The 14,597-nt window shown below is 56.4% G+C and carries 15 protein-coding genes; 1 reads left to right on the top strand and 14 read right to left on the bottom strand.

Annotation, left to right across the window (positions count from 1 at the left end):
• The 3 genes from ABWO67_RS09320 to ABWO67_RS09310 form a co-directional block, all read right to left on the bottom strand.
• On the bottom strand, window positions 1-929 hold a 929-nt coding region (locus ABWO67_RS09320; RefSeq protein ID WP_353150753.1), incomplete at its 3' end, for an electron transfer flavoprotein subunit alpha/FixB family protein.
• Window positions 930-1,679 (bottom strand): electron transfer flavoprotein subunit beta/FixA family protein, encoded by a 750-nt coding sequence (locus ABWO67_RS09315; RefSeq protein ID WP_353150750.1) that lies wholly within the window; start codon window positions 1,677-1,679, stop codon window positions 930-932.
• Window positions 1,680-1,806: 127 nt separating this feature from the next.
• Complete coding sequence (locus tag ABWO67_RS09310; RefSeq protein ID WP_353150758.1) at window positions 1,807-2,730, bottom strand: histone deacetylase family protein; 924 nt, start codon at window positions 2,728-2,730, stop codon at window positions 1,807-1,809.
• Between the two features lie 10 nt (window positions 2,731-2,740).
• Here ABWO67_RS09310 and mltB point away from each other — a divergent pair, with 10 nt between their 5' ends.
• Window positions 2,741-3,988 (top strand): lytic murein transglycosylase B, encoded by a 1,248-nt coding sequence (gene mltB, locus ABWO67_RS09305; protein WP_353150747.1) that lies wholly within the window; start codon window positions 2,741-2,743, stop codon window positions 3,986-3,988.
• A gap of 42 nt (window positions 3,989-4,030) precedes the next feature.
• Here mltB and cysM read toward each other — a convergent pair whose 3' ends face one another.
• From cysM to ABWO67_RS09250, 11 genes are all read right to left on the bottom strand, one after another.
• Complete coding sequence (cysM, locus tag ABWO67_RS09300) at window positions 4,031-4,936, bottom strand: cysteine synthase CysM (RefSeq protein WP_353150744.1); 906 nt, start codon at window positions 4,934-4,936, stop codon at window positions 4,031-4,033.
• A 96-nt stretch (window positions 4,937-5,032) separates the two neighbouring features.
• Window positions 5,033-5,590: a ComEA family DNA-binding protein gene (locus ABWO67_RS09295; protein WP_353150741.1), complete on the bottom strand. Its 558-nt coding sequence runs from the start codon at window positions 5,588-5,590 to the stop codon at window positions 5,033-5,035.
• A 159-nt stretch (window positions 5,591-5,749) separates the two neighbouring features.
• A complete protein-coding gene (gene rfaD / locus ABWO67_RS09290) occupies window positions 5,750-6,745 on the bottom strand; it encodes an ADP-glyceromanno-heptose 6-epimerase (protein WP_353150738.1) in 996 nt (331 codons plus the stop codon).
• Window positions 6,742-7,671 (bottom strand): D-glycero-beta-D-manno-heptose-7-phosphate kinase, encoded by a 930-nt coding sequence (gene rfaE1, locus ABWO67_RS09285; RefSeq protein ID WP_353150735.1) that lies wholly within the window; start codon window positions 7,669-7,671, stop codon window positions 6,742-6,744. The genes rfaD and rfaE1 overlap by 4 nt, the downstream gene beginning before the upstream one ends.
• Window positions 7,668-8,957 (bottom strand): lipopolysaccharide assembly protein LapB, encoded by a 1,290-nt coding sequence (lapB, locus tag ABWO67_RS09280; protein ID WP_353150732.1) that lies wholly within the window; start codon window positions 8,955-8,957, stop codon window positions 7,668-7,670. The genes rfaE1 and lapB overlap by 4 nt, the downstream gene beginning before the upstream one ends.
• A gap of 20 nt (window positions 8,958-8,977) precedes the next feature.
• Window positions 8,978-9,301: a LapA family protein gene (locus tag ABWO67_RS09275; RefSeq protein WP_353150729.1), complete on the bottom strand. Its 324-nt coding sequence runs from the start codon at window positions 9,299-9,301 to the stop codon at window positions 8,978-8,980.
• Between the two features lie 198 nt (window positions 9,302-9,499).
• Entirely contained in the window at window positions 9,500-9,859 is a 360-nt protein-coding gene (locus tag ABWO67_RS09270) for an integration host factor subunit beta (protein ID WP_353150726.1), read from the bottom strand.
• A 5-nt stretch (window positions 9,860-9,864) separates the two neighbouring features.
• On the bottom strand, window positions 9,865-11,580 hold the full coding sequence (rpsA, locus tag ABWO67_RS09265; protein WP_353150723.1) for a 30S ribosomal protein S1: 1,716 nt from the start codon (window positions 11,578-11,580) through the stop codon (window positions 9,865-9,867).
• 103 nt (window positions 11,581-11,683) lie between these two features.
• The gene (cmk, locus tag ABWO67_RS09260; protein ID WP_353150720.1) at window positions 11,684-12,370 is read right to left on the bottom strand and encodes a (d)CMP kinase; all 687 of its coding nucleotides are present in this window, start codon (window positions 12,368-12,370) and stop codon (window positions 11,684-11,686) included.
• Entirely contained in the window at window positions 12,367-13,689 is a 1,323-nt protein-coding gene (gene aroA, locus ABWO67_RS09255) for a 3-phosphoshikimate 1-carboxyvinyltransferase (protein ID WP_353150717.1), read from the bottom strand. Before aroA ends, cmk begins: the two co-directional genes overlap by 4 nt.
• Window positions 13,686-14,594, bottom strand: a complete 909-nt coding sequence (locus tag ABWO67_RS09250; RefSeq protein ID WP_353150714.1) for a prephenate dehydrogenase — start codon at window positions 14,592-14,594, stop codon at window positions 13,686-13,688. Before ABWO67_RS09250 ends, aroA begins: the two co-directional genes overlap by 4 nt.
• Window positions 14,595-14,597 lie beyond the last annotated feature (3 nt).

Raw genomic sequence — 14,597 nt, 5'->3', positions numbered from 1 at the left:
TACAGCGCTTTAACCAATTCAGGCACAGCCTGGAACAAGTCCGATACCAGGCCGTAGTCGGCGACGCCGAATATTGGCGCTTCAGCATCTTTGTTGATGGCTACGATGACTTTGGAATCTTTCATGCCGGCCAAATGCTGGATGGCGCCCGAAATACCCACTGCCACGTACAACTGAGGTGCAACGATTTTGCCGGTTTGACCGACCTGCCAGTCGTTAGGCGCATAGCCCGCGTCAACAGCAGCACGCGAAGCACCCAGGGCTGCGCCCAACTTATCAGCCAGCGGATCAAGAATCTTGAAATTCTCGGCGCTGCCTAAGCCACGACCACCCGAGACGACCACTGCAGCACCGGCCAGTTCTGGACGATCGCTTTTGGCGACCTCACGCCCAACAAACGAAGATTTGCCCGAGTCAGCTACGACTGCAATGGATTCCACTGCAGCGCTGCCGCCTTGCGCAGCGACGCCATCAAATGCCGTCGTACGCACAGTAATGACTTTGACCGCGTCGGCCGATTGCACCGTGGCGATGGCATTGCCAGCATAAATTGGACGCGTAAAGGTGTCGGGCGATTCAACCGAGATGATGTCGGAAATCTGGGCGACATCGAGCTTGGCCGCCACGCGGGGCGCCACGTTCTTGCCTGCGGCAGTCGCGGGGAACAGAATATGGCTGTAATCACCAGCCAATGCCAGCACTTGCGCAGCAACGTTTTCAGCCAAGCCGTCAGCCAGGGCTGGGCCGTCGGCCAGCAAGACTTTGGCCACACCAGCAGCTTGCGCCGCCTGATCTGCAACGGCTTGCGCGCCGTTCCCGGCTACCAATACATGAATGTCGCCACCCAGCTTTGCCGCCGCGGCAATGGTATTCAAGCTTGCCACCTTCAGGTGGGCATTGTCGTGTTCAGCAATTACCAAAATCGTCATTTAAACCACCTTCGCTTCGTTCTTGAGTTTGTCGACCAATGCAGCCACATCGGGAACAATAATGCCGGCAGAGCGCGCTGGCGGCTCGGAGACCTTCAGGGTCTTCAGTCGCGGCGCGACATCCACACCCAACTCTTCAGGCGTAATGACGTCCAGTGTCTTTTTCTTTGCCTTCATGATGTTCGGCAAGGTGACATAGCGCGGCTCGTTCAGGCGCAGGTCGGTCGTAATAATGGCAGGCAGCTTGAGCGACAGGGTTTCAAGCCCACCGTCGACTTCGCGCGTGACAGACACGGTATCGCCCGACACTTCGACTTTGCTGGCGAATGTGGCTTGTGGCCAGTCCAGCAATGCAGCCAGCATCTGGCCGGTTTGGTTGGCGTCGTCGTCAATGGCTTGCTTGCCCAGAATGACCAGGCTAGGCTGTTCTTTGTCGACCAAGGCTTTGAGCAGCTTGGCGACAGCCAAGGGTTGTAGTTCAACGTCGGTTTGCACCAAGGCAGCGCGGTCGGCGCCAATGGCCATGGCGGTACGAAGCGTTTCCTGGGATTGCGCAACACCGCAAGACACAGCGATCACTTCGGTGGCCACGCCTTTTTCTTTAAGGCGCGTCGCTTCTTCGACTGCGATTTCGTCGAATGGATTCATGGACATTTTCACGTTCGCGATATCCACACCGCTTTGATCGGATTTCACGCGTACTTTGACGTTGTAATCAACCACACGCTTGACAGGTACCAATACCTTCATCGAGCATTCTCCAAAGATTAAAAAAAAACCGCTACCGCCTGGCCATGCTTGCGGACAGTCAGGCGCCTTTCGGCGCCCGTAGCCCAGGCTTGCCCGCCAGGTAAAAATTCATGTAAACCTTCTTATTCTACAACGCCGCCAGCGCCCTGATATGGGCCACTGCGCTACGCCCCAAAGCCGACAAGTTATATCCGCCTTCCAGGAAGCTGACCACCCTGCCATTAGCCGTATGCTCGGCCAATTGCATAATTTGCTCAGTAATCCAGGCATAGTCGGCCTCGACCATGCCCAGTTGCCCCATATCGTCTTCCTTGTGGGCATCGAAGCCCGCCGATATAAAGACGAACTGCGGCTTGAAAGCTTCCAGACGGGGCATCCATACATCGCTGACCAGATGCCGCAAGGCGTCGCCCATGGTGTAAGCGTCAACCGGTATGTTTACCATGTTTTCGGCCGGATTGTCCTGACATACATTGGGAAAAAACGGATGTTGGAAAAAACTGCACATCAAGACCCGCGGGTCCCCGGCAAACATTTCTTCGGTACCGTTACCATGATGTACATCGAAATCGATAATAGCCACCCTTTCCAATGCATATTTTTCCATCGCATAGGCGGCAGCCACCGCGATGTTGTTAAAGAAACAAAAACCCATGGCAAGCCCGGGACGCGCATGGTGGCCGGGTGGACGCACCGAACAAAAGGCAGTACTCGCCCTTTTTTCCATGATGGCGTCGACTGCTGCGATCCCGGCTCCGGCAGCTAGCCAAGCGGCCTCCAGCGTGTCCGGATTCATCAACGTGTCGGGATCAATCGGGAAATAGCCCGTGGCAGGAGAATTGCTACGCAAATAAGCAAGGTATTCCGGCGTGTGAACCCGAAGAATGTCGGCTTCGCTAGCGCTAGGCGCCTGCACTTCCGCGAGGAATGACATCACCCCGCTGGCCAGCAACTGATCGTTGATCGCCGCCAATCTTTGTGGGGATTCAGGGTGCCAGTTCCCCATTTCGTGCAGGCGGCATGTGGGATGAGTAATATATAGAGTCTCCATAAGGATGATTATGTTCAAACCAGCTCGTATTTTGCAAGCGACTTCTGTTTTCCTGTTAATAGCCGGCTGCGGCACAACGCAAAACAATGCCCTTTCGTCCCCGTCGGCTCAGACAGCAAGCGTGGTGTCAAATGCCGGAACCCCAAGCCAGGCTGCGGTACCCGTGGCGCCAGCCCCATCGATAAAAGCGGGCGTATCTGTCGTCGGCAATAGCAGCTTCCTGAAAGCGAATGGCGAGCTTACGCCGAATATCCAGGCTTATGCCCAGGAAGTCTCACAGGTCAGGAACATACCCCTGCCCTATGTCGTTGCAATACTGCAGGATGCGCAATACAACGCCACAGCGGCAAAACTGATGACACCGGGCAAGACCCGGATAAAGCGCAGTTGGGTGACTTATCGCAACCGCTTTGTCGAACCGGTGCGCATCAACAAAGGAGTAGAGTTCTGGTCCGAACATAAAACAGCCCTGGACAAAGCTGCGCGCGAATACGGCGTGCCACCGTCCATCATTGTGGCCATTATTGGCGTAGAAACAGTGTATGGCCGGAATACAGGAAACTTTCGCGTGTTGGATGCATTGGCCACCTTGGGCTTTAGCTACCCAGACAGCAGCCGGCCGGAACGCAGCCAATTATTTCGCGACCAACTGGCCGATTTGATTCAACTGGATTACGAAAAGAAACTGGATGGCCGTGAGGTCCAAGGGTCATTTGCGGGGGCCATGGGCTTGCCTCAGTTCATGCCCGGCAGCCTGATGCGCTATGCGGTCGATGGCGACAATGATGGCCATATCGACCTGCTATACAGCGTTGACGATGCGATTTTTTCAGTTGCCAGTTTTTTGAGGTTGCATGGCTGGGAGCCAGGTCTGCCGGTGTTCGCGCCAATGATACTGCCAGCCAATCCTCAGGCTCTGGTGGTGGGCGGCCTGTTTCCCACTTACGACTGGGAAACCCTACAAAGCAAAGGTGCAAAAATACGGCCTATGGCAGGCAATCAAGTTGATAAAAAAAGCCAACAAGCCGTCTTATCGCCTGCCGTCGCAGCTGGAACAACCACAAGCGCCTGGAAAAATCATAAGCTGGGTATCGTCGACTTGCTGGACGAACCTCGCAACCAGGCCGAATACCGAGCCGGAACACCGAACTTTTTTGCCATCACCCACTATAACCGCAGCTACTTCTATGCAACGTCGGTTGCTGACCTGGCTCAGGCCTTGGCGGACCGCGTAGGATACGGCGGCCCCAATCTGTAGCGCGATAATACCGAATCACGGGCCCACGGCCCGTGATTCAATTTATTTGAAAACACCGGTCGATAGATAGCGATCGCCGCGATCGCACACAATGAACACGATAGTAGAGTTTTCAACGCGGGCGGCTACCCTCAAGGCGGCAACCAAAGCACCGGCGGACGAAATACCGCCGAAAATACCTTCTTGCGCCGCCAACTGGCGTGCCATGTCTTCGGCTTCCGCCTGACCTATCGCTTCGAATTCATTAATTTGACTGGGTTGATAAATTAAAGGCTGATAGGCTTCGGGCCATTTACGTATACCGGGAATCTGCGCCCCTTCGGCCGGTTGCGCACCTACGATTTGAATGGCCGGATTCTTGGTGCGCAGGTAGGAGGCTACCCCCATAATCGTTCCCGTCGTGCCCATGGCGCTGACGAAATGCGTAATTTGGCCGTCAGTCTGTTCCCAAAGCTCGGGACCTGTGCTTTCATAATGCGCAAGCGGGTTATCGGCGTTGGCAAACTGATCCAGCACCTTGCCTTTGCCTTCAGCCTGCATGGTAACGGCCAGATCCCGCGCGTATTCCATGCCGCCTTGATCGGCCGGCGTAAGGATAAGCTCGGCGCCATAAGCCGTCATGGACACGCGGCGCTCGACAGAAAGATTGTCGGGCATGATAAGTATCATTTTATAGCCGCGCACAGCCGCAGCCATGGCCAGCGCAATGCCGGTGTTTCCGCTTGTGGCTTCGATAAGCGTATCGCCGGGCTTGATATCGCCGCGCGCTTCGGCATGGCGAATCATGGAGCTTGCAGCGCGGTCTTTAACCGAGCCCGCCGGGTTATTCCCTTCGAGCTTGGCCAAAATGACATTACCGCGCGGCTCGCCCAATTCTCCTGGGAGGCGTTGCAAACGAACAAGTGGCGTGGCGCCGATGGTATCTTCGATAGTCAGGTACGTTTTCATGCGGGAAATCATACACCGATCAAGCTTACACAGTCCAAAAAAATCCCATCATGATTGCCAGCAATCCGACACGCCAACTTGAACCCAGTACCCGATTTATGGGGCCTTCTTCGCCACTCGTGGTAATGCGCCAACGCTGCTAGGCACGGGCGCCTTTTCGGCGCGAGCCGATTCACGTATAGGCGGGCTGCTGAAGGCGCCTGGCCCTTGGCCACCTAGCGTCAGCCCCGATGACTTCAAACTTGCCGACTTTTTTGGACCGATGCCTTTCACGCGGTCAGACAGGTCTTCGAATGATTCGTAGCGACCGCCTCGCGCACGTTCTTCGATGATGACCTGCGCCATTTTGGGGCCAATGCCGCGCACGCCTTGCAACTGCTCCTGGGTGGCGACGTTAACGTCGACGGCATGCGCCATGCCTGGTGCCAAGGCAGCGGCCAATATGCCCGCCTGGGCAAGCAACACACCCGCAGCCTGCAGACCACCGGCAGGCGGAATGCCCAGCCCGGTTGCCAGGCCCACTGCGCCCAGCGTCAGTCTTACTAAAGGACGGCGCTTCTTGCCGCAACGGACATTCGGTGATAGAACGGCGACGGGCCGTGAAGGGCACTGCGCCAGCGGGCGCGCCACGGTAGATTCAATAAAAGGGTTCATTTGCAGCCTCCGAAAAAGAAGTGAACGGAAGTACTGTGCCGTTGACAGCAGCGGCGCCATCAATACTTCCTGTCTGCAATGATCCTTATATTGCGGGTGGGGCAACATCCCGCCTTCCCGCAATAGTCCATAAGTAAACCTACCCACAGATACTATGGTCTAGATGCGGCCCTGCTCCAACACTGTCGTTACATAGGCCGTCACGCCAGTCTGCACGTCACGCAACGGCTGCTCGTAGCCTGCCGCGCGCAGTTGCGACAGATCCGCTTCGGTGTGGCTTTGGTAGCGCCCTTTCAGGTCATCCGGAAAAGGGATGTAGCGTATCAATTGCTGAGCCACCATCTCTTGCAATGACAAGGCAGGCTTGTGATTATGCCCGCGCATGGCATTGACCACAGTACGGGCCACGTCGTTGAACGGTTGGGCGCGGCCAGTCCCGCAATTGAATATGCCTGATTTGGATGGATTATCCAAAAAGAACAAATTCACATCGACCACATCATCCACATAAATGAAGTCACGAAGTTGGCCGCCATTAACATAGCCGTCCCAGCCACCGAAAAGGCGTACATGCCCTTCAGCCTTGAACTGGTTCATGTTATGAAAGGCCACCGACGCCATGCGCCCCTTATGCTGCTCATTCGGGCCGTAAACATTGAAGTAACGCAAACCGACAACCGGTGCGGTAAGCGTCTTGAGATGCCGGCGCAATACTTGGTCGAACAGATACTTGGAATAGCCGTAGACATTCAACGGCGATTCATACAAGGCATCTTCGGCATATACCGGCCCCGCCCCGTACACTGCGGCGGACGACGCGTACAGCAATGGGATTTTTTCAGCCTGACAAAAATTGAAAAGCTCCAGCGTAACGCGGTAATTGTTATCGAGCATATAGCGCCCGTCGCGTTCGGTCGTGTCGGAGCAGGCTCCTTGATGGAACACCGCCTCGATCTTTCCCAACTGCCCGCGCGCCACGCGCTCGCGAAAGTCGTCTTTATGCAGGTAATCCGCAATTTTCCCATCGACCAAATTGACGAACTTGTCGCCTTCGGTCAGGTCGTCGACCACCAAAATATCGGTGTACCCGCGAAGATTCAGGCCACGCACAAGGTTGCTGCCTATAAAGCCAGCGCCTCCGGTTACTACTATCATGACAATTCTCCTGCTGTAACGATCGATGTGCCCAGTTTACCGACCACAACCCCGCCTGCGCGGTTAGCCCACAACACGGCATCGAACCAATCCAGGCCGGCCGCGCGCGTCACTGCCAGTGCAGCAAGCACCGTATCGCCCGCACCCGACACATCGAACACTTCATGAGCATACGCATCGGTATGCTGGCGCCCCTGCTCGGTAAACAAGGTCATGCCTTGCTCTGACCGGGTTACCAGCAAGGCATCCAATTCGAGATCAATACGCAGTTTCTGCGCGCGTTCTTCAAGCTCTTCCTCGGAACGCCAGCGCCCTACGGCTTCTTGCATTTCGGCGCGGTTAGGCGTGATGATGGTTGCGCCGCGGTAGCGCTGGTATGAATGCCCTTTAGGATCGACCAGCACAGGCACCCCGGCTTCGCGCGCCATACGAATAAGAGCATCGACCCGGGTGAGCGCACCCTTGGCATAATCGGATAAAACCAGAATATCGTGTTGCGCAATCAGCTCGCGAGCCCGCGCCTCGAGGTCGTCGAGACCCTGGCCGTTCGGCGCTTCTTCGAAGTCCACCCGCAAGAGTTGCTGCTGGCGCCCCAAAACCCGCATTTTGAGCGTTGTCGGAGCGACAGAGTCCGCTATAAGGCAAGGGTTGATCCCTGCCTCGCTCACCAACATTTTTACTTTGTCGCCGGCCTCGTCCGCGCCTACCAGCCCCAATAAGCTGGCCCGTGCGCCCAGCGCGACAATATTGCGTGCCACGTTAGCTGCCCCGCCCAGGCGGTCTTCACGCTTGGCCACGCGGACAACAGGGACGGGGGCTTCCGGCGATATGCGCTCGACTTCCCCGAACCAATATCGATCCAGCATGACGTCGCCCGCCACCAAAATGTTCACGCGGCTTACCGCCTGCTCTGGAAACGGCATCATTTAATTTCCTCCAGGCGACGCGGCTCGTAGGTTTCCCAGGAATTGCAGCCTGGACATTGCCAATAAAAATTGCGCGCCTCGAAACCGCACACATTGCATGCATAGCGGTCGAGACGCTGTGTATGTTTATGAATGAGAGAGCGCAACAGACTAAGGTCGGCCCCCGCAACAATGTCGGCCGCGCCAGTGGCCGGCACAATAGCGCTACCTGGGGCCACGTTGTCACCGACAGGAGCCGCCAATGCCTCTTTGGTTGCGCCGGTCTGGCCGCTGGCCAGCTCGGCCTCCAGCAAGCGATCCAGGCCTAGCAAGGACGGGTGGGCACGCAGCGCTTCACGGGCGAAAGTCCAGGCCGGTTTATAACCTTCCTGAGCACGCAGCTCGCGAAACACCACATTGAATGTATCCAGCGAGGGATAGCGCATGTAGTGATTGCGAAGCAACTGCAATCCCTCGGTTTCCTGGCCTGCCCGCCGATAGCTTTCGAGAATATCGGCCGCAACCAGGCTGGCATATTCCGGAGCGATACTCAATACCGATACCAGATAGCTGCGCTCACGCTCCTGCTTGTTATTGATCCGGGCCAAATGGGCACGCAGCATGGCAATGCGCGCTTCAGACGCCTGGCCCCGCGCCTGTCCGCGCAACGATGCAGCAGCGTTATCGGCAGCATCAAGCGCCCCTTCCGCGGCCTGGATATCTGGCGGCTTACTGGTCATGGCTGCGACAGCGCGCTCGCATTGGTAATGCACCAATTGGGGAACAGGCTCGTCGACCAGCGCTCGCAATCGCTTGACGGCTTCAATGGCGCGCGGCCAATCGTGCTCGGATTCGTAGATGCGGATCAGCGCTCTGACAGCCGGCACTGCGAAGCGCGTATCGAGCACCTGTTCAAAGGCCTGCTCTGCCCGGTCAAGCATGCCGGCTTTCAGGAAATCCTGGGCCAGTTCATGCTGCGCGTTTTCACGATCAATTTGAGCAAGGTCGGCACGCGACAACAAGCTTTGGTGAACACGGATTGCTCTTTCCATTTCACCGCGACGGCGAAATAGACTGCCCAGCGCAAAGTGCAGTTCGGTGGTTTCTGGATCCAGCTTGGCCACTTCGACAAACGCATCAATAGCGCGATCGGGCTCTTCATTCAACAGGAAATTAAGTCCCTTGAAATAAGAGTTCGGCAAAGTCCGGGTTTCAGACAACATTTGCCGGATGTCTACGCGCGCAGCAATCCAGCCCAGCCCAAACAGCAATGGCAAAAAAATCAACCACCAGGGTTCGAAATCCACTCTTGTAACCTCAGGATAATTTACAGGGGCGCCAAGGGAGCGACGGTTTCTGGCGCTACGGCTTCGCCGGGAACGCTTGGATGCTTGAGCTGGTCTTGAAGGCGCGCCACTTCACGGCGCAGCTTGCTGGCTTCGCGGCGCCGACGCATGACAGACGGCGCGGCAACCAGTAAGCCAAAAACAACGCCCAGCACAAAAACGGCCAACATCACCACAATTAGCGGGACACCCGTTACGACATGATCGGCGAAAAAATTGACGTCGACCGGGCCAGTGTTTTTTAACGCAAACATCAAAACGACGATGAACACCACCAGCCGCAATATCCAAACCAGATAACGCATAACGAATACTCCAATAAACCAGGATTTCGACAATTGTAAGGGGAATCGCCGGTAATGCTTTGCAGATGACAAATAAAAACAGGCCCTCGCAATGAGGGCCTGTACGCATAAGCAAAGCAGGTGGCCGAATGACGGCACCTTTTCTGATTACGCAGCATGGATTTAAGCTGGATTAAGCGCCAATGGCGCCCACCCAACTTAGCCGTGCATGATGTGCGTATCGAATTGTCCTAACGTGAACACAGACTCGCCCGCCGCCACCTTGACTTCTTCATCATAGGCAGAGTCGACGCGCTCGCGCAATTCCTTGCCGGCTTTAAAGTGCGGCACCTGCTTACCAGGCACCATCACTTTTTCACCAGACTTCGGATTGCGACCAATACGCGGCGAGCGTTCGGACAACGAGAAACTTCCGAAACCGCGGATCTCGATGCGTTGACCGCAGGCCAAAGCCTGGGTCATCGCGTCCAGCACCGTTTTAACAGCGTAGTCTGTGTCGCGCACTGCCAGTTGCGGGTAGCGACTAGCAAGAATCGCTATCAGTTCTGACTTTGTCACACTGATTAACCGTCGTCGCGCTGCTGATCAAGCTTGGCTTTAAGCAAGGCGCCCAGGTTAGTGGTGCCCGACGAAGCGCTTGCATCAGACATGCGCTGAATGGTGTCGGCGGTTTCAGCGGTGTCGCGAGCCTTGATCGACAATTGGATCGAACGTGTTTTGCGATCGATATTGACAATCATGGCTTCGACGTTTTCACCGGCTGTCAGTGCAGTCGTTGCATCTTCAACACGGCCAGTCGAAATTTCCGAAGCACGCAGGTAACCTTCAACGTCGAGCGACAGCGTTACAACAGCGCCCTTGGCTTCAACCGACTTGATAACGCCAGGAACTACAGCGCCCTTGTCGTAGGTTGCCACGAAGTTGTTGAACGGATCGCCTTCAAGCTGCTTGATACCCAGCGAGATGCGTTCCTTGTCGGTATCGATGCCCAGAACCACGGCGTCGATTTCGTCGCCCTTCTTGAAGTTGCGCACGGCTTCTTCGCCGGTTTCCGTCCAGGACAGGTCGGACAGGTGAACCAGGCCATCGATGCCGCCAGGCAGACCAACAAACACGCCGAAGTCGGTAATGGACTTGATGGCGCCGCGGACTTTATCGCCGCGCTTGAAGTTGATGGAGAACTCTTCCCATGGATTGGCGCGGCATTGTTTCATGCCCAGCGAGATGCGGCGGCGGTCTTCGTCGATTTCCAGAACCATGACTTCGACTTCTTCACCCAAGGTAACGACCTTGCGTGGATCGACGTTCTTGTTGGTCCAGTCCATTTCGGAAACGTGTACCAAACCTTCAATGCCGGCTTCGACTTCAACGAACGCGCCGTAGTCGGTAAGGTTCGTGACCTTGCCGAACAGACGTGTGCTTTGTGGGTAGCGGCGAGCAAGGCCGACCCATGGATCTTCGCCCAACTGCTTGACGCCAAGCGAAACACGGCTTTTCTCTTGGTCGAACTTAAGCACTTTGGCTTCGACTTCCTGACCCACTTGCAGGACTTCGGAAGGATGGCGAACACGGCGCCATGCCATATCGGTGATGTGCAGCAAGCCATCGATACCGCCCAGATCCACGAACGCGCCGTAGTCTGTGATGTTCTTGACGACGCCCTTGACCACGGCGCCTTCGCTGAGCGTTTCCAGCAGTTTCTGGCGCTCTTCGCCCATGCTGGCTTCAAGTACCGAGCGACGCGACAGCACAACGTTGTTGCGCTTGCGATCAAGCTTGATGACCTTGAATTCCATGGTCTTGCCCTCGTAGGGCGTGGTGTCCTTGACGGGACGCAGGTCAACCAGCGAACCAGGAAGGAAGGCGCGAATGCCGTTGGTCATGACCGTCAGGCCACCCTTTACCTTGCCGGTAATGGTGCCGGTAACCATTTCACCAGACTCAAGAGCCTGCTCTAGTTGCAGCCAGGCCGACAAGCGTTTGGCGCGGTCGCGCGACAGGATAGTGTCGCCGTAGCCGTTTTCGAGCGAATCAATGGCAACCGAAACGAAATCGCCAGGCTGGACTTCGAGTTCGCCCTGATCGTTCAGGAATTCTTCCAGGGGAATCAATGCTTCCGACTTGAGGCCGGCATTGACCACCACAAAGTTGTGATCGATACGAACGACTTCAGCAGAAATAACCTCACCGGACTTCATGTCCTGGTTTTTGATACTTTCAGCAAACAGGTCGGCAAAGCTTTCACCGCCGGTGGCGGCAGAGGTGGAAATGGTGGACATTAAATGAAATCCATAAGCCAGGATGGCTGTTAAAAAACACACCAGGGAAAAACGCCCCAGTGGAGTAAAAAATAATTTGGCACTACCAATGCGGCAAACTTGCCTATTGTGCAGCCCCAAACCCCAGACCCGACCAAAAGTCGAGCACTACTTTGACCGTTTCATCGATACTTAAACCAGATGAATCGACCGTTTTGGCCCCCGCCGCCGCTACAAGCGGCGCGGTTGCCCGCGTACGATCGCGCTCATCGCGCGCCCGCATATCTTCCAAAAGGTCTGTTAGATTAGCAGAAATTCCCTTTTCCTTCAACTGCTTACAACGTCTTTCCGCCCTGGCCCGAACATCGGCCACCAAAAATATTTTCAAAGGGGCATCCGGAAACACAACAGTGCCCATATCCCGGCCATCGGCAACCAGGCCTGGCGCCACGCGAAATGCCCGCTGGCGATCCAGCAATGCCTGGCGCAAAGGCACGTATGCGGCAATCTTCGAGGCCAGATTCCCGACGCTTTCGTGACGAATCAAATGGGCGACATCGACCCCAGACATCAAGATCTGATCTCCCTGGAACTGAACATCCAGGCGTTGGGCAGTCAACGCGACTGCGTTCTCGTCGGCGACATCCACCCCCTGCTGCTGCACGGACAAAGCTGTCAGCCGATAAAGCGCGCCGCTATCGAGCACTGCCCAACCCAGCGCCTGGGCGACCCGATGAGCGATTGTCCCTTTGCCCGAAGCCGTAGGACCGTCAATGGTAATAACTGGAATCGGTGTCAATTGTGCGTTCATGCTTGCACAAGCTCACGAAAGACTGAAAAATAGCCGGGAAACGTTTTCCCCACGCAGTCCGGGTCAAGAATCGTGACCGGCACAGGCCCGAACGCCGCCAGGGAAAAGCACATGGCAATGCGATGATCGTCGTAGGTTTCAATACTGGCCGTTTGCCATTGCGAAGAGGATACCGGGTACACGCGTATCCAGTCCGGTCCGGACTCGACCTTGGCGCCCAACTTTTCCAGTTCGGTATGCATCGCGTGGATGCGATCGGTTTCCTTAACACGCCAACTGCCAATATTGCGCAGCGTGCAAGGCCCGTCAGCATACAAGGCTAACGCGGCTGCGGTCATCGCCGCATCGGGAATCAGGTTGAAATCCATATCGAAAGCCTTGAGCCTGTCGCCTTGCGATACCCGCACGCCCCGCACCTCGATCGATTCAGGATGACGAACAACCTGCGCGCCCATCGCTTCGATGACATCGGCAAAAGCCATGTCACCCTGTATGCTATTCGAGCCAGCCCCATGTATGTGCACGGGGCCTCCGCCAATAGCCCCCAGGGCCATGAAATACGACGCTGTGGAGGCATCCCCTTCGATACGCAGGCGGCCCGGCGAGTGATAACGCGACCCTGCTGGCACAACAAAACGCTGCCATCCCTGGCGCTGCACCTGCACGCCAAACTGGGCCATCAGATTAAGCGTAATCAAAATGTAAGGCTTGGAAATCAAATCGCCTTCTACATCGATCACAAGATCATGGTCTGCCGCAGCCGTGTGAATGGGCGCGGCTAGTAGCAACGCCGTCAGGAACTGACTGGATACCGAGCCCTTCACCTTGACTGGCGTATCGGCCTGAATAGTCCCTTGCCCGATATGCAGGGGCGGATAACCGGGATTGCCTTGATATTGAATGTCTGCGCCCAACGCGACCAACGCATCGACCAAGTCGCCGATAGGCCTTTCATGCATGCGGGGAACACCCGATAAACGATAGTCCCCACCCATCAAGGCCAATGCGGCGGTCAATGGACGAAATGCCGTTCCGGCATTGCCCAGGAAAAGATCGGCATCCCGACGAGCAAATGGAGCACTTCCGTGAACCTCGACCTGAGCGGGACCCGTGTCATTGACAGCCACCCCCAACTGCCGCAGCGCAGCCAGCATCACACTTGTGTCGTCCGAATCAAGCAAGCCATCGAGTTGCGTAACCCCGTCCGCCAGCGCGGCCAGTAACAGCACGCGATTGGAGATACTTTTTGACCCCGGGAGGTGAATCTCGCCGGCTGCAATACTGACAGGTGATAAACACACGCTGGGACTCGTCGTCATGTCAAACCGCTCCTGCTACCCCAAAAACGGCGCGCTAACGCCGCATGTTCTAGAAAATCCTGCAATGACTCGCCATCGGCATCTTGCAACGCCATCTCGGCGCGCGATAACGCAGCCTTGACCTCTTGCAGTTCGGACAGCACCGCTGAGCGGTTGGCCAAAAAAATATCCCGCCAAACCTCGGGGGACCCGGCGGAAATCCGGGTAAAGTCACGAAATCCGCTGCCCGCCAACGCCATGCGCAAATCAGAGTCCTGCGCTGTTGCGACCTGCCACATGAAAACCGACGAGAGAAAATGCGGCACATGGCTGACCGAAGCCAGCACCGTGTCATGCACTTGTGCATCCATGGCCATGACGCGAGCGCCGCAACATTCCCAAACGCGGGTCAAATAAGCCTTGGCCTGGCTGCTGTTTTCTTCCAGCGGCGTAAGAACCACAGTACGACCGCGATACAAGGCCGCTTCAGCGGCCAGGGGGCCTGTCTTTTCCGCACCCGCGATGGGATGCCCGGGAATGAACTGGCCAATACGGTCGCCCAAGACAGCACGGGCAACCGACACAACATTCGCTTTAGTGCTTCCCGCATCGGTTACGATCGTATCCGGGCGCAAAAACGGCTTGAGCTGTGACAGTATCGTTTCGGTAGCCCCCACAGGCATGGCCAGAAAAATCAAGTCTGCCTGTTGTGCCGCCTCTGGGAGGCTGACAATTTCGTCGATAAGCCCTAGTTCGCGAGCCTGCGCAAGGGTAGCGGCTTGCCGACCCACTCCTAGCACGCGGCCAACGGCTCCACGATCGCGCAGCGCTGCGGCAAATGAACCGCCTATCAAACCCACGCCAACCACGGCCAGCACCGGCACCAGTGGCTGCGCGGGCGCCGTGACTGCCCCGGAAGCACTCATGAG

It is taken from the genome of Pollutimonas bauzanensis (assembly GCF_040393045.1).
Taxonomy (GTDB): Bacteria; Pseudomonadota; Gammaproteobacteria; order Burkholderiales; family Burkholderiaceae_B; genus Pollutimonas; species Pollutimonas bauzanensis_A.
This window is presented reverse-complemented; position numbering and strand designations above follow the sequence as displayed.

What these genes read in the sequence shown, in the direction of transcription:
- ABWO67_RS09315 (WP_353150750.1), bottom strand. Translation starts at nt 1,679, where the DNA reads ATGAAGGTATTGGTACCTGTCAAGCGTGTGGTTGATTACAACGTCAAA.
- ABWO67_RS09310 (WP_353150758.1), bottom strand. Translation starts at nt 2,730, where the DNA reads ATGGAGACTCTATATATTACTCATCCCACATGCCGCCTGCACGAAATG.
- mltB (WP_353150747.1), top strand. Translation starts at nt 2,741, where the DNA reads ATGTTCAAACCAGCTCGTATTTTGCAAGCGACTTCTGTTTTCCTGTTA.
- cysM (WP_353150744.1), bottom strand. Translation starts at nt 4,936, where the DNA reads ATGAAAACGTACCTGACTATCGAAGATACCATCGGCGCCACGCCACTT.
- ABWO67_RS09295 (WP_353150741.1), bottom strand. Translation starts at nt 5,590, where the DNA reads ATGAACCCTTTTATTGAATCTACCGTGGCGCGCCCGCTGGCGCAGTGC.
- rfaD (WP_353150738.1), bottom strand. Translation starts at nt 6,745, where the DNA reads ATGATAGTAGTAACCGGAGGCGCTGGCTTTATAGGCAGCAACCTTGTG.
- rfaE1 (WP_353150735.1), bottom strand. Translation starts at nt 7,671, where the DNA reads ATGATGCCGTTTCCAGAGCAGGCGGTAAGCCGCGTGAACATTTTGGTG.
- ABWO67_RS09275 (WP_353150729.1), bottom strand. Translation starts at nt 9,301, where the DNA reads ATGCGTTATCTGGTTTGGATATTGCGGCTGGTGGTGTTCATCGTCGTT.
- rpsA (WP_353150723.1), bottom strand. Translation starts at nt 11,580, where the DNA reads ATGTCCACCATTTCCACCTCTGCCGCCACCGGCGGTGAAAGCTTTGCC.
- cmk (WP_353150720.1), bottom strand. Translation starts at nt 12,370, where the DNA reads ATGAACGCACAATTGACACCGATTCCAGTTATTACCATTGACGGTCCT.
- aroA (WP_353150717.1), bottom strand. Translation starts at nt 13,689, where the DNA reads ATGACGACGAGTCCCAGCGTGTGTTTATCACCTGTCAGTATTGCAGCC.
- ABWO67_RS09250 (WP_353150714.1), bottom strand. Translation starts at nt 14,594, where the DNA reads ATGAGTGCTTCCGGGGCAGTCACGGCGCCCGCGCAGCCACTGGTGCCG.